We start from the raw sequence: 14,986 nt of genomic DNA on the forward strand, positions 1-14,986 counted from the left end.
TTATCCACGCCGTCGTCGAGGCGTAAACCAGCGTCCACCGCAACCCGTCCAACGTCCGTGACGACGGCCGACGCCCTTCTGACCAGGACGGGATGGCCAAACATATGCCTCTGATTTGGCTTCTGGTAAACAGAAATCTTTTTTTACTTCAGGGCTTGACATGATTTCCGACTATCAGAACTGATTTGCCCGTCGGGTTGATTTGTCGCACCCGGGCCGCAAAATAGCGCTTGCTCGCGAAGCGACGCAGCAATCTCGCTCTGACCTCAGAATACACACTAGAGAGGATCAACGACAGTCTGCGAATGGTACGGCGCGTGTCCGGTGATTCCCGCTGAGCGGACGTCGACCGGCATGCCGGAAGCGACGCGAACGACCCAAACCGGAAACCGAGCGTCCAATCATCGCTGATGAACCATTTGTTCTGCGACCCGACTAAAGGACAAATGAACGTCCGGAGAATGGCGGTCGGTTGTTCCGGCTGCTGCGACCAACGTGCGGAGACCACGTGCGATGCAGATGCGCTTCTCAACATACCGGTTGTTAGCTTGCATAGCCGTGGTGGTTCTCGCCGGGTTGCCGAGAGTGGCCGCCGCAGCCGCAGACGAGTTGGATTTCTGCATAAAGCTGTCAGATGACCTCGCGGTCGCAGGGTGCTCGCGCGCCATCGACTCGCAACAATACACGGGTCGAAGCCTTGCGCGGCTGCATACGCGTCGCGGCGGGGCGTACCAGGCACAGGGTGACGTCAACCGCGCAGTGGCTGACTACAACGAGTCGATGCGGATCGATCCGACGTATCCGGCTGCGTACAGCAACCGCGGCAACATTTGGTTCCACAAAGGCGACTTCGACCGGGCCATCGCGGACTATAACCAGGCGATCCAGTTCGATCCGAAATATGGGGTCGCCTACGCCAACCGCGGCAGCGCCTTGGGGGCCAAGGGTGACCTCGACCGGGCCATCGCGGACTTCAACCGGGCGATCGAGATCGATCCGAAAGATGCTGAAGCGCACTACGGCCGCGGCCGCGCCTGGGGCGCCGGGGGCAAATACGACCGGGCGGTCGCGGACTATAACCAGGCGATCCAACTCGATCCGAAATATGCGCGCGCCTACGTCAACCGCGGCAGCGCCTGGGGCAACAGGGGCGACCTCGACCGGGCCATTGCGGATTACAACGAGGCGATCCGGCTCGATCCGAAAATTGCCAAAGCCTATTACAACCGCGGCATTGCGTGGGAGAAGAAACGCAGTCTGCAAGCGGCATTGGCTGACTTCAAGATGCACTCTCAACTCGCTCCGGCCGATCCAGACGGCCTGAAGGCTGTGAAGCGCGTATCGAAAGAATTGAGCAAGATGACGGGGCGGCGCTGACATGGTTTGACGTCTGGAAGTGGCACTTGTCGGACCTGACATACACGATCGGTGATGCCCGCTGATTGTTGACGAGCGGAAGTTCGCAGCACGCAGTCAAAGTGACGCGACTGAACCCAAGCCGACATAAGCGGGAAGATTTCGCTGCCACGCCCAAGCTTATAGGCGAGCGCCCCGGTTAAATCAGACATTTTGTGATGGCCGTCACATACCGACGAGAGCGGTGATGCCAGATATGGCCGCATCGGCGCGGATGATCGCGGCGGCTAATTCAAAGGGGAAATGCGATGACTGGAAATGCAATCAACGCTAAGAGCGAAGCTCTGGAACTGCACGAGTTGTCCTCCGAGGAGCTCGATGCGGCGTCTGGCGGCAACAAGGTGAAGGTCAAAGAACAGGAAAACCGAGAGCAGCTGCAGGCGATGAAGACATTCGCCCAGGTACTCCAGCAAGCGGGTCAGATCTAAATCAAAGGAGAACCCCCTCCACAAGGACGGGTGGTACCCGCGTGGAAGCGGCGGCGGCTCGGGAGGCCGCTGTGCTGCGATTGCTCACAGCGGCTAATGGCACTTTTGCGACGTGGTGAACGGCACGACGATGTCCGGTCCCGCAGGCATACCCGACTTCCCGCGCGCCGGTCTGGACTTCTCAGTTTGCCCCTGGGCGGACATTCGCACATCCCCTGACGGGGCTATGTCTCCGTATCGTCGGCCGTCAGCATGCCAGTGGGACCAGACCACGTCAAACCAACTTGATTTGCTTTGCAAACGCGCCGTTCCCGGGCGATTTGGCGTCGTCTCAACGACCGAGGGGGTATTCATGGCCAATCCTGCACCGACGAATGCCGCTGATGACGCCGATCCGGAGCGGGCGGCTCCGAACCACTGGAACACGACACCCGAAAACCAGGCGCCGACCTTCCGCAACCAGAACCAGGTCTGGCCGGTGCGCATCATCCGGCGCGGCGACGCGGTGCGGCCGCTTCCACCGCACGCCCGTTCGCTCGCGGACCTGACCTTTGAGGTGGGCGGGGTACGCATCGGCCTCAGCGACCACATGGCCCGCTGCCGCATGGCCGGGCTGCTGATCCTGAAGCACGGCGAGATTGCGCTGGAACGCTACGGCATGGGCAACGCCCCGGAGAGCCGGTGGACCAGCATGTCGACCGCGAAGTCGATCACCGCGACGCTCGTCGGGGCGGCGCTCCACGATGGCGCGATCGGCAGCCTTGACGATCGCTGCGAGCAATACCTGCCGCGGTTGCGCGGCTCGGCTTACCAGGGCGTCACGATCCGTAATCTCCTGCGGATGTGCTCCGGCGTGGCCTGGCGCGAGGCCGATGATGCAGACGGACGGTCAGACTGCAATCGCCTGGTCAAGGCGATGGTGAGCCGGCGGCCGGGCTCCGTCCTCGACCTCCTATGCAAACTGCCGCGCGCAGAGCCGCAGGGCGTCGTCTTCAACTATTCGACCGGCGAGAGTTTCCTGATTGGCGCGCTGGTCGCAGCCGCAACAGCCCGGCCCCTGGCCGACTACAGCGCCGAAACGATCTGGGGACCTGCCGGCATGGAGGCCGATGGGTATTGGCAACTTGACTCCGAAGGCGGCTTGGAGCTCGCCGGGTTTGGCGTCAGCGCGCGCCTGCGCGACTTCGGCCGCTTCGGCCAGCTGGTGCTGGAGGATGGCGAAGCTTTCAGTGGCCGACGGGTCCTTCCGCCCGGCTGGCGCGATCTCGCCGGACAGCCCGACAGCGCCCCCACCGGCTTCGGTCGGCTCATGCCCGGTTCGCCGTTGGGATACGGCTACCACTGGTGGGCGATGCCGCCCTTGCCGGGCGGCGTCAACAACGGTGTCTTTTCGGCGAATGGCGACTATGGCCAGATCATCGTCGTCAATCCGGCCGAGCAGGTGGTCGTCGCAATCCAGAGCGCGTGGCGTCAGCCTGAGGACGGCGCCGCCGGGCTCGAAATCGTCGCGATGATCAGAGCTGCGGTGCGCGCGCTCCAAACGGAGCCAGCGTCGTAGGCCCCGGAGCGGCGACTTCCCTGGCTATCCTGGCCAACTGGTGGAAACATCACTCCGCTGCGCCCTACCCGCTCAGCCCTTCTTCGATTTAACCCGGAAGATCACCGGCACGGTAAAGCTCAACCCCTCGTCCGCGATCAGCGGCGGCGGCGCTGGCACGGGATCGGAGCGCCGCACCATTGAGAGTGCGGCCTCGTCGAACGCCGCGTCGCCGGATCCTTTTTCGATGCTGACCGAAAGCACGCGCCCCATCCGGTCCAGCGTGAAACGAACAGCGATTTCGGCGGCCTGTTGTGCGCGATCCTTTGGATATTTCTTGTGCTTGTCGAGATGGGCGCTCAGTTCCTTCTGCCAGGTCGCACGCACGCGGCGCGCGGTCTCGCCGCTGCCGATGGCCGGTGCGATCGAGCGCGGCCCCTCCGGGATCGCCTCGGAACTGGGGGTGGCGGTTGCTTCTGACGCGACTGACTCCGTCGAGGCCGCGGTCTGCACCGCCGCGATCTTCGGATCGTCTTCCTTGGGTTTTTTCGACTCGGTCTCCGTCACCACCCGGTCCGCTTCTTCGGGTTCGGTTGGCTTGTCCTGCGGCAGCTCGGTTTCCTTGACCTCGGCCTTCTGCTCGGCGAGCTGAGGTGACGCCGTCGACGCATCCGTATCGGGGCCTGGCGGCAGATCGGTCACCTCGCGATGGACCGAGGCCATTTCGAGCCCGATCTCGATCGCGGTCGCGCCGAGCGCATCGTCGGCCTCTTCGGCCTGCAAATGCGAGATCGCCAGCGCCGCGCCGCCGATGTGGAGCGCGAGCGCGCAGACGCCTGCGAAAACCCAGAGCCGCCGGGACGTCGTTTGTTCGTCGAGGTCAGTCATCGGCAATCAGCCGTTCAAGGTTTCGCTTCGGCCGGCGCCGGCGCTGCCGGCAAGGCCGCCGCATCCGGAACGCCTTCGAGTGTCACCAGCTTGAGCTTGGAATAACCGCCGGCGCGCAGGATCTCCAGCACGTCCATCAACTCGCCATAGGGCACCGCGCGGTCGGCGCGCAGGAACACATATTTATCCTTGCTCATATCCGGCATCGCGTCGAGCGAGCGCACCAGGTCGACCCGCTTGACCAGGTTCTCGCCGATCGCAACCGCCAGATCCGGCTTGATGCTCACGTAAGTCGGCTTGTCCGGCTTCTTCTGCGGGGTCGCGGTCGATGTCGGCAGATCGATCGGAAGATCGACGGTCGAGAGCGGCGCCGCCACCATGAAGATGATCAGGAGGACGAGCATGACGTCGATGAACGGCGTGACGTTGATCTCGTGCGATTCCGCAAAATCGCTGTCGTCGTCGTCGCTGTCTGCGATTGAAGCGCCCATCGCCTACTCCGCTGCCGTGCGGGAATGCGAACCGCCGACATGGGTGCGATCGAGATCGCGCGACAGCAGCCGTCCCGCGGCGCCCGACGCGCGGCCGACCAGTTCCAGGTAGCCCTTGGTCACGCGCGAAAAGTGATTGTAGATGATGACGGCGGGGATCGCGGCGACCAGACCGATCGCGGTCGCCAGCAGCGCTTCGGCGATACCGGGCGCCACCACGGCCAGATTCGTCGTCTGCGATTTCGAGATGCCGATGAAGCTGTTCATGATGCCCCAGACCGTGCCAAACAGTCCGACGAAGGGCGACGTTGCGCCGATGGTGGCGAGCAGGCCCATGCCGAGCCGGATCCGCCGCGCCTCGGCGCGCACGATCTCGGCGAAGCTCGACGCCGCGCGTTCCTTGATACCGGCGTCGCTCGAGATACCCGCCGACAGCCGTGCTTCGCGCATCGCGGCCGCGAGCAATGACGACAGCACGCTACCCTTCGCGCCCAGCGCGAATTGCGCTTCCGCAAGCGAGCGGGCGTCGCTGATCTTGTTAAGCGCGTTGCGCAGCTTGCGCTGGATGACGGTCATCTCGATCATCTTGGCGATGAAGATGGTCCAGGTCAGCAGCGAAGCAAAGGCGAGACCGATCATGACGGCTTTGACCAGCACGTCCGCCGACTTGAACATCGACCACGGCGACAATTCACGGAGTTCCGCAGCGGCGGCCTTCAGCAGCTTGTCACGCTGGGCCGGCGCCGCGGTGGCTTCTGCCGCCGGGGATGCGGCGTTTGGCGCTGCGGCCGCCGACGGCGCGGGAGCCTGAACGGCCGGAGGTTGTGCGGCCGGAGGTTGTGCGGCCGGCGCGGCGGGCTGCTGCCCCGCCGCCGGAGCTTGCTGAACCACAGGCGCGGGCGGCGCTGCAGGCGCCATCTTCTGCTGGGCCGACGAAGGCACGGTCGACGAAAGCATCGCCAGGGCGGCGATCACGGCAATGGTGGTGCGAACAATTATGGAATTCATACTTCGGCCCAGTAGCGGATTAGGTTGTGATAGATACCGGTCAATTTGACCGTTTCAGGGTCATCCCGCCCAAGTCGCTCTACCAATGCCTGGATCGCGGTATCGAGATCGAAGATCAGGCTGCGGGCGTGAGCATCCCGTACCATGCTCTGCAGCCAGAAAAAAGATGCGACACGCATACCTCGTGTGACCGGCGTCACCAGATGCAAACTAGAAGCAGGATAAAGAACCATGTCCCCGGCCGGGAGCTTGATTTCCTGGGAGCCATAGCGGTCCTCGACCACCAGTTCGCCGCCGTCGTACTCGTCGGGTTCCGACAAAAACAACGTAACCGACAGGTCGGTCCGGATCCGCAAGCCGGTCAGGGTGTCGCCCCGCACCGCGTTGTCGACATGGACACCGAAATGATGTCCGTCGGAGGCGGCGTAGCGGTTGAACAGCGGCGGAAAGATCTGCAGCGGGATCGCCGCCGAGATGAATCTCGGGCTCGCCGTCAGCGCCGACAGCACGCGATGGCCGAGCTTGCGGGCGACCTCGCTGTCCGGCGGCAATTGCTCGTTGCGCTTGACCAACGCGGACTGCGCGCCAGCGGTGGAACGACCATCCTCCCATGCACTCTCATCCATGATGCGGCGGAAGTCCGCCACATCAGCCTTATCAAGCACCGCGGGGATGCAGATCAGCATGCCACCTGCATCCTTAGAATTTGTCTAGAACCGCGCCGAAAGCACCAGATAGGCCGCGCGGCCAGGCGCTTCCAGCACGAACGGTGCTGCGCTCTGATACAGCGCGTCGTAGTAGCGCTTGTCGAAGATGTTGTTGACGAACAGTTTGACCTTCCAGTTCTGGTTGATCTTCGCTTCGGCAAAGGTGTCGAAACGCCAGTAGCTCGGGATCGACGTGCCCTGGTTGGCGGCCAGCAAGGTGCCGCCGTAAATCTCCGAGCGGTACACCGCCTGTCCGCCGAGCTCCCAGACGTCCGTGAGCTGGTATTTGGTCAGCAGGCTGAAGGACTGGTGCGCGACGTTGGCAAGCTTCAGTCCGACGTTGGTGGGGAACAGCACCGTGTTGGGTGACGGCGCCAGCGACTTCGTGACCTCCGACTGCATCAGCACGAGCCCGCCGAACACGCTCCACTTGTCGGTGATCTTGCCGCCCACCCCGAGATCGATGCCGCGGATGCGGTAAGCGGCACCGGCCGTGATACAGGAAATGTTGCCCGTCGTACCGGTCGGATAGACACACCCAAGCGCGGTCGCAGTGCTGGAGCTGCTCACATTCTGCGCTTCGCGAGCGTTTTCCTTCTCGGTCTGGAACAGCGCCGCGGTCACCAGCAGGCGGCGATCGAACAGCTCCCATTTGGTTCCGACTTCGAAGGCCTTGTTCTTTTCCGGCCCGAAGATCTGGGTATTGCCACCGGGCAGTACCGGATTGATGCCGCCATAGGCCGTGCTGGTGCCGTCGAACTCGGCGCCGACAGGGTTCGCCGAGGTCGCGTAAGCCACATAGAAGCTGCCGTTCGGCAACGGCTTCAGTGTGACACCGAGGTTGAAGTTGGGAATCTGGAAATCCGCCGACTGCTGGCCGAAGGCATTATTTGCCGCGTATCCTGACGTCTTGATGCTGTAGTCATCGTAGCGGAAACCACCGTTGACGATCACGAGGTCGCGGTAATTGGCGGAATCCATGACATATCCGCTCGTGGTGTCGATCGCGACCTTTGTCGGGAATCCCGAAAGCGACGGGATTCCGTGAGGCAAATTCGTGTTTTGAGGATAGAAGACGCTGGTGTTCGTTGGCGAGCCAGACGGGCTTACAGGAATTCCGTTTGCCTCCGAGGTAAGCCCCAAATACTTGTCGATCGACGTTCTCTCACGAGCGACTTCAATACCCGCCAGCACGGTATGTTTGAACCCGACCGCATCCTGGAATTTGTAGATCGCTTCCGTCTGGTTGGCGAGCACGTCGGTGATTTGAAAACGGCTCTGCGGGTTGGACGTCAGCGTCGAAGCCGAGAGCGGGTTGGCTAGTACCGGCGATTCCGGCAGCGTTCCGATGTAATTCTGGGTCGAACTAGACGCGCGGAACTTGTTACTGATCATCAGGTCGGGCGTGATCTGAACCTCGGCGTTGATCGTGCCGATGTCCTGGCCGGTCCTGTAGAAGTCGCGGTTGATCGCTCCGTACCAGTTGTTGCGATTGACGCCGAAATCCGTGAACGGGCCGCCGGCCGTGGTGGCCGTGCTCGGCCGGTAGTAAGGCACGCCGAAATCGGGGATACCGGTCAGCTCGGTATGGATATAGTTGCCTGTGATCTTCACCGCATCGACCGGCTTCCAGGTTGCCGCGACAAAGCCGCCATTGCGGTTATCGGTGACGTAGCTGCGGCCGGCGACGTCCGCGTCCTGGAACAGCCCGCCAGCACGAAGCGCCAGCGTCGGGCTGATCACCTGGTTGAGGTCGAGCGTCACCCGCTTGGCGTGGTCGGTGCCGAACGTGGTGTCCATGTTGTAGAAGCTTTTCTCAGTGGTCGCCTGCTTGGTCACGATGTTGATCGCGCCGCCGGTCGTACCGCGGCCGGCAAAGGACGAACCCGGTCCGCGGAGAATCTCGACCTGCTCGGTGAAGAAATTCTCGCGGACGCTGACGCCGGAGTCGCGCACGCCGTCGATGAATATGTCGTTGCGAGCGTCGAAGCCGCGGATGAAGAAGCGGTCGCCGAAGGCGTTGCCGCCCTCGCCCGTGCCCAGCGTCACGCCCGCGGTGCTCAGGATCGCCTGCTTGAGCGTGGTGGCGTTCTTGTCTTCCAGCACTTCCTTTGTCAGCACTGTGATCGTCTTTGGCGTATTGAGGATCGGCTCGGGAAACTTGCCTGACGCCTGCACCCGGGTGGCCATGTAGGGCGCATCCGGATTTGCATAGGGATTGCGGTCCGCGCGCAAGCCACCGGCATTGGGGAACGGCACCGCCGCGGCCGGCGTGGGCTGCGCGCGGCGCGCCGCACGCCGCAGCGCCGAGCGGGCACGGAGTTGGTCCGCCGAAGGTTTCGCAGCAGCAGGACGCGGGCGAGCGACCGGGGCATCGACCGTCACCGGCGGGAGGCTGGATTGCTGGGCTTCGGCGCCGGAGAACGAAGCAACGGCGATCAGACCCGCGACCGCCGTGACCGTCTTGCCGGAATTGTTTTCGATGGTTTGATTGGCCGAGCTGATCGTCGCCCCGAAACGCAGCGATTTCGGTGCCTTAGCTTTGTTCATGAAACGCGCCCCTGAAAAACTTTGGTTCGTGCGCAATTTTGACGCGCGACGATCCGTCCCATTGCGGTGCTATCCAGTGGGGAATTTCCGGTCAATGCGATTACGGCAACAGAGTGCTTGAATCGATCGAGTTAAAAGTAATTCTAATCTGCAGTTTGAAACCGTTCTAAACTTAGATTTGAAGCGTTCTAAAGTGATGCAAATAGCGGCTTGAAAAAATGGTGGCTTGGAAATCAGGCCTTCTCTCATTTCTGTTTTGATCAATCCGAGCTCGGCGGCTTCATCAGCGAAAACAACTCATCGACCTTCGCCTGCGCGACCTGTCGTACCCGCTCGGTGTTTTCCATCCCGGCGATGTTGACGCCCTTGACCACCGCTTTGATCTCGTCGCGGAAGTCGGTGAGAAACCGCAACGGATCGGGCGAGCTGTTGGCGACGCGCGCGATCAATCCCGTGACCAGGATCTCGCAGGCCATCATGCGTCCGTTCAACTCATCCATCACTTGCTCCCGATGTCGCAACGTTGCTCGCGCGCTATGGACGACATCCAATCGTGTTTCAACCATTTCGAAATGACGCGACCAAAAGAGGTGCGGGAGCTCGACGAGCCGTCGATCGCGTCGCGCGAGGCGTTGAGGCGATGTTGTCCGGCTTCAACAGAACTCGTCTCGCCACGACGTTTGTTGATGCATTCATCCACCGCGATGCGGCCCGCGAACGCCCGGCGAGTTGCGCAATCGGCAGGCATTGCGGAGAACATTCTCGATCAAGCTGCGAGGCTTCAAACCTTTCCAATTGTTTAGGATTCTTCAAGTCTTAGTGTGTTTACAGCCAAACGGCGCGCATATTACACCGGTCTTCGCTGGGGACTCGTTTGAATACCCTCCCGAACCCAAGAAGCCTGCATGTCCAAATCGCGCGCGATCCGTCTGTTATTGCTGATCGGTGCAATGGCCGGGCTCGGCTATTTCGGCTGGCAGCGCTTCCATGGCGAGGACCACGCCGCGCAGGCTGCCAGTTCCCAGCAGCGCGTACCGGCCCGCGTCGCCGTCAAGACTGCAGCCGTCGAGAAGGCCGATTTCCCGGTCTATCTGACCGGCCTCGGCACGGTGCAAGGCTTTAATACTGTCCTGGTCCGCACCCGCGTCGATGGCCAGATCAACCGGATCGCCTTCCAGGAAGGTCAGTTCGTCAAGCAGGGCGATACGCTGGTCGAGATCGATCCGCGGCCGTTCCAGGCGACGCTCGATCAGGCCAAGGCCAAGAAAGCCCAGGACGAAGCCAATCTCGCCAACGCCAGTCTCGATTTGCAGCGCTTTACCAAGCTCGGCGAATTCGCAACCCGGCAGCAAACCGATACCCAGCGCTCCACCGTCGCGCAACTGACGGCGCAGATCGAGGCCGACGCCGCGGCCATTTTCAATGCGCAAACCCAGCTCGACTACGCCACCATCAAGGCGCCGATCTCCGGGGTTGCGGGCCTGCGCCAGGTCGACGTCGGCAACATCGTCAATGCCGCAACCCAGACCGGCATCGTGACCATCGCGCAGATCGAACCGATCGCCGTGATCTTCACGGCCCCCGAAGATCAACTGCCCGATATCAGGGCTGCACTTGCGGTGGCGCCGCCGGAGACGATCGCGCTGTCGACCGACGGCAAGCGCGTGCTGTCGACGGGAACGCTGGCGCTGATCAACAACCAGGTCGACACCACGAGCGGCACGATCCGGCTCAAGGCGCTGTTCGACAACAAGGATCATGCGCTGTGGCCGGGCCAGTCGGTTTCAACCCGGCTTTTGATTGCGACGCTGAAGGACGCCACCGTGGTGCCCGACGATGCGGTTCAGCATGGGTCCGACGGCCTCTACGCGTTCACGGTCGACCAGGACAACAAGGCCGCACTGCGCAAGATCAAGGTGACGCGGTCGATCGACGGGCGCTCCGTGATCGATGAGGGATTGTCGCCCGGCGAGCAGGTGATCACGGCTGGCCAATACAAGGTTCAGCCGGGCACGCTGGTTTCGACCGCGGTCGCAAGTTCGGATCCGGTGCCGGCCAAGGTCGGCCGAAAATGAGCGGCGGAATCTCCGCGCCCTTCATTCGCTACCCCATCGGCACCTCGCTGATGATGGCCGGCATTCTGTTCATCGGTCTCGTCGCCTATCCGCTGTTGCCGGTGGCCCCGCTGCCGCAGGTCGATTTTCCGACCATCCAGGTCTCCGCCAGCCTGCCGGGCGGCAGTCCGGAGACGATGGCCTCGTCGGTGGCGCAGCCGCTGGAGCGCCAGCTCGCGCAAATTCCCGGCATCGCGCAGATGACCTCGACCAGCTATCTCGGCACGTCAGCGGTCACCATCCAGTTCGATCTCAACCGTTCGATCGATGGCGCCGCCAACGACGTGCAGGCCGCGATCAACGCCGCCAGCGGTCAATTGCCGAAGAACCTCCCCTCGCCGCCGACCTATCGCAAGGTCAACCCGGCGGATTCGCCGATCCTGCTGCTGTCGGCGACGTCGGATACGTTGCCGCTGACCACCGTCAGCGACAGCGTCGACGCCCAGCTTGCGCAGCAGATCAGCCAGATTTCCGGCGTTGCGCAGGTCATCATCGGCGGGCAACAAAAGCCCGCGATCCGCATCCAGATCGATCCCGCCAAGCTCGTCGCCAAGGGCCTGTCGATGGAGGACGTGCGCAGCCAGATCACGATCACCACCGTCGACAGCCCGAAGGGCAATATCGACGGCGCCACCCGCGCCTACACCATCTACGTCAACGACCAGCTGCTCGATTCCAGGGACTGGAACGACGTCATCATCGCCTATCGCAATGGCGGACCGCTGCGGGTTCGCGATATCGGCCAGGCCGTCACCGGCCCGGAAGACGCCAAGCAGGCGGCCTGGGCCAACGGCAAGCGCGGCGTGTTCCTCGTCGTGTTCAAACAGCCCGGCGCCAACGTCATCGACACCGTCGACAAGATCAAGGCGACGCTGCCGCGGCTGGTCGCGGCAATCCCGCCTGCGATCAAGATCGAGGTCATCAGCGACCGCACCCAGACCATCCGCGCCGCGGTCGAGGACGTGCAATTCACGCTACTTCTGACCATCGCGCTGGTGGTGATGGTGATCTTCATCTTCCTGCGCAGCTTCTGGGCAACGGTGATCCCGACCATCACGGTGCCGCTGGCCCTGCTCGGCGCCTGCGCGCTGATGTGGGTATTCGGCTATTCGCTCGACAATCTGTCGCTGATGGCGCTCACCATCGCGGTCGGCTTCGTCGTCGACGACGCCATCGTGATGCTGGAGAACATCACCCGCTACATCGAGGAAGGCGAAAAGCCGATGGCCGCCGCCTTCAAGGGCGCCAGCGAAATCGGCTTCACCATCGTTTCGATCTCGATCTCGCTGGTCGCGGTGCTGATCCCGCTGCTGTTGATGGGCGGCATCATCGGCCGGCTGTTCCGCGAGTTCGCGGTCACGCTGGCGATGACGATCTTCGTATCGATGATCGTGTCGCTGACACTGACGCCGATGATGGCCTCGCGCTTCCTCAGGTCGCATCATGAGACCAGGCATGGGCGCTTCTACCAATGGAGCGAAAGCGCGTTCGACGCCATGCTTCGCGCCTATGAGCGCGGCCTCGACCTGGCGCTGCGCTGGAAATTCACGACGCTGATGATCTTCTTCGCGACGCTGGGATTGTCGATCTACCTGTTCGTGATCATCCCGAAAGGCTTCTTCCCGCAACAGGACGTCGGTCTGATCACCGCCACGTCCGAGGCCAGCCAGGATATTTCGTTCGCCGACATGAAGCGCCACCAGGAGGAGCTCGGCAAGATCGTGATGGCCGATCCCGATGTCGCGACCATCGCCATGAACATTGGCGGCAGCGGCAGGGCCGGCAATAACGGCAACATGTTCATCACGCTGAAGCCGCGCAACGAGCGCAAGGCGTCAGCGCAGGAGATCATCGCGCGGCTGCGCCCCAAGCTGGAAAAGGTCGAGGGCGCCCGGCTCTATATGCAGGCGGCGCAGGACGTGCGGCTGGGCGGCCGGCCGACGCGAACCCAGTTCGAATTCACGCTGCAGGACGCCAATCTGGCCGAACTGAACGAATGGGCGCCGAAGATCCTGGCGAAAATGCAGACGCTGCCCGAACTGCGCGACGTCGCGACCGACCAGCAGACCAATGGCACCACGGTGGAACTGAAGATCAATCGCGACACCGCCTCGCGCTACGGCATCCAGCCGCAATTGATCGACGACACGCTGTACGACGCCTTTGGCCAGCGCCAGGTGACGCAATATTTCACGCAGCTCAACAGCTATCACGTGATCCTCGAGGTGCTGCCGGAACTGCAGGGCAGCATCGACACCCTGAACAAGATCTATGTGAAGTCGCCGACGACAGGCGACCAGGTGCCGCTATCGACCTTCGCGAAATGGACCAGCGTGCCGGTGCGGCCACTGTCGATCAGCCACCAGGGCCAGTTCCCGGCGATCACGATCAGCTTCAACCTCGGCCAGGGCGTGGCGCTGGGCCAGGCGACCAGCGCCGTCCAGAAGGCGATGGTCGAGATCGGCGCGCCGACGACGCTCAACTCGAGTTTCCAGGGCACCGCGCAGGCCTTCCAGCAATCGCTCGGCACCGTACCGCTGCTGATCCTCGCGGCCCTCGTGGTCGTCTATTTGATCCTCGGCATTCTCTATGAAAGCTACATCCACCCGATCACGATCCTGTCGACGCTGCCGTCGGCCGGCGTCGGGGCACTGGCGATCCTGATGCTGTTCGGATTCGACTTCAGCCTGATCGCGCTGATCGGCATCGTGCTGTTGATCGGCATCGTGAAAAAGAACGGCATCATGATGGTTGATTTCGCGATCTCGGCCGAGCGCGACGAGCAGCTGGAGCCCGAGGCCGCGATCCGAAAGGCGGCGCTGCTGCGTTTCCGTCCCATTATGATGACGACGATGGCAGCCCTGCTCGGCGGCGTGCCGCTGATGCTCGGCACCGGTACCGGATCGGAAATCCGCCAGCCGCTCGGCTATGCCATGGTCGGCGGCCTCATCGTCAGCCAGGCGCTGACGCTGTTCACGACGCCGGTGATCTATCTCTATCTCGACCGGCTCTCGAACGCGTTTGCGCGCTGGGGGCGACCGGCGCATCCCGATCGCGACGCCGATCCGGAACAACAGGGCGCTGTCAAGCAAGCCGCCGAGTGAACTGGCTTTGCGCGTGATGGATTGCCTGTGATTTAACCCTGCAGGCGATCTGGCCTGGCGAGTTACTTGACTTTGAGCGTCCGACGGCACATCCGAGAGCGACATATTTCGGAGCCGGATCACAGTGAAAATTTCAGCAACGCTCGCATTCGTCGTCGCCGTTACGTTTGCCTCGCCCGGCTTCGCCCAGGCGCCGCAGGCAACCAAGGCCAAGGCGGGGCCGCGTGCAGCCCAGGCCACGCCGTCGCCGACGCCGGCCCCGCAGGCCGATGCTGCGCCGGCCAACACCCCCGCCCCTCCCGGCTGGGTCGCGCGCTGCTCCAGCCCAAGCCGCGACGCGCCGCTCGAATGCGCGGTCGAACAAACCGCGGTTCTGACCAAGACCGGACAGGTGATCGTGCTGCTCAACATCCGCGTCGCCGGCGACACGCGTCAGCCGATGGCCATTATCCAGTTGCCGCTTGGATTAAACCTGCCGGCGGGCGCCAAGCTTCAGGTCGATGACGGCAAAGTCTCCGATCTGCAGATCCAGACCTGCGAGCAACGCGGCTGCTACGCCAACAGCCAGATCCCGGCGGATATGCTGGCGGCGATGAAATCCGGCAAGCAACTCAAAGTCTCGTTCCAGAACATGGCCAAGGAAAACATCACCATTCCGATGCCGCTCGCCGACTTCGCCGCGGCCTACGACAAGATCAAGTAACGGCGCGCGTCGGCTGCTCTGCTCAGGCGACGGCCCCCGC

13 protein-coding genes are annotated in these 14,986 nt (G+C 62.7%); 6 read left to right on the forward strand and 7 right to left on the reverse strand.

The features are described 5' to 3' along the window. Window positions 1-513: 513 nt before the first annotated feature. The 3 genes from JQ597_RS28450 (at window position 514) to JQ597_RS28460 (ending at window position 3,402) form a co-directional block, all read left to right on the forward strand. Window positions 514-1,377: a tetratricopeptide repeat protein gene (locus JQ597_RS28450; RefSeq protein ID WP_212268798.1), complete on the forward strand. Its 864-nt coding sequence runs from the start codon at window positions 514-516 to the stop codon at window positions 1,375-1,377. Window positions 1,378-1,664: 287 nt separating this feature from the next. After that, window positions 1,665-1,844 carry a hypothetical protein gene (locus JQ597_RS28455; RefSeq protein ID WP_212268799.1) on the forward strand — a complete coding sequence of 60 codons (180 nt, stop codon included), beginning with the start codon at window positions 1,665-1,667 and terminating at the stop codon, window positions 1,842-1,844. A gap of 352 nt (window positions 1,845-2,196) precedes the next feature. After that, entirely contained in the window at window positions 2,197-3,402 is a 1,206-nt protein-coding gene (locus tag JQ597_RS28460; RefSeq protein WP_212268800.1) for a serine hydrolase domain-containing protein, read from the forward strand. Between the two features lie 72 nt (window positions 3,403-3,474). Here JQ597_RS28460 and tolA read toward each other — a convergent pair whose 3' ends face one another. The 7 genes from tolA to JQ597_RS28495 all read right to left on the reverse strand — a co-directional run bounded on the left by tolA (window position 3,475) and on the right by JQ597_RS28495 (window position 9,785). Then, window positions 3,475-4,269, reverse strand: a complete 795-nt coding sequence (gene tolA, locus JQ597_RS28465; protein WP_212268801.1) for a cell envelope integrity protein TolA — start codon at window positions 4,267-4,269, stop codon at window positions 3,475-3,477. A gap of 14 nt (window positions 4,270-4,283) precedes the next feature. Continuing rightward, window positions 4,284-4,760 carry a TonB system transport protein ExbD gene (gene exbD / locus JQ597_RS28470; RefSeq protein ID WP_212268802.1) on the reverse strand — a complete coding sequence of 159 codons (477 nt, stop codon included), beginning with the start codon at window positions 4,758-4,760 and terminating at the stop codon, window positions 4,284-4,286. Between the two features lie 3 nt (window positions 4,761-4,763). Then, on the reverse strand, window positions 4,764-5,768 hold the full coding sequence (exbB, locus tag JQ597_RS28475; protein WP_249148271.1) for a tonB-system energizer ExbB: 1,005 nt from the start codon (window positions 5,766-5,768) through the stop codon (window positions 4,764-4,766). Continuing rightward, a complete protein-coding gene (locus JQ597_RS28480; protein WP_212268803.1) occupies window positions 5,765-6,454 on the reverse strand; it encodes a Fe2+-dependent dioxygenase in 690 nt (229 codons plus the stop codon). Before JQ597_RS28480 ends, exbB begins: the two co-directional genes overlap by 4 nt. 24 nt (window positions 6,455-6,478) lie before the next feature. Then, window positions 6,479-9,025, reverse strand: coding sequence for a TonB-dependent receptor (locus JQ597_RS28485; protein WP_212268804.1), 2,547 nt, complete (start codon window positions 9,023-9,025; stop codon window positions 6,479-6,481). 260 nt (window positions 9,026-9,285) lie between these two features. Then, window positions 9,286-9,525: a hypothetical protein gene (locus JQ597_RS28490; RefSeq protein WP_192740401.1), complete on the reverse strand. Its 240-nt coding sequence runs from the start codon at window positions 9,523-9,525 to the stop codon at window positions 9,286-9,288. Beyond that, window positions 9,525-9,785: a hypothetical protein gene (locus tag JQ597_RS28495; protein ID WP_212268805.1), complete on the reverse strand. Its 261-nt coding sequence runs from the start codon at window positions 9,783-9,785 to the stop codon at window positions 9,525-9,527. Before JQ597_RS28495 ends, JQ597_RS28490 begins: the two co-directional genes overlap by 1 nt. Window positions 9,786-9,930: 145 nt before the next feature. Here JQ597_RS28495 and JQ597_RS28500 point away from each other — a divergent pair, with 145 nt between their 5' ends. The 3 genes from JQ597_RS28500 (at window position 9,931) to JQ597_RS28510 (ending at window position 14,946) form a co-directional block, all read left to right on the forward strand. Then, window positions 9,931-11,100 carry an efflux RND transporter periplasmic adaptor subunit gene (locus JQ597_RS28500; RefSeq protein ID WP_212268806.1) on the forward strand — a complete coding sequence of 390 codons (1,170 nt, stop codon included), beginning with the start codon at window positions 9,931-9,933 and terminating at the stop codon, window positions 11,098-11,100. Continuing rightward, entirely contained in the window at window positions 11,097-14,243 is a 3,147-nt protein-coding gene (locus tag JQ597_RS28505; protein ID WP_212268807.1) for a multidrug efflux RND transporter permease subunit, read from the forward strand. Before JQ597_RS28500 ends, JQ597_RS28505 begins: the two co-directional genes overlap by 4 nt. Window positions 14,244-14,367: 124 nt before the next feature. Beyond that, on the forward strand, window positions 14,368-14,946 hold the full coding sequence (locus tag JQ597_RS28510) for an invasion associated locus B family protein (RefSeq protein ID WP_349628895.1): 579 nt from the start codon (window positions 14,368-14,370) through the stop codon (window positions 14,944-14,946). Window positions 14,947-14,986 lie beyond the last annotated feature (40 nt).

Source organism: Bradyrhizobium sp. AUGA SZCCT0177 (assembly GCF_018130125.1).
Taxonomy (GTDB): Bacteria; Pseudomonadota; Alphaproteobacteria; order Rhizobiales; family Xanthobacteraceae; genus Bradyrhizobium.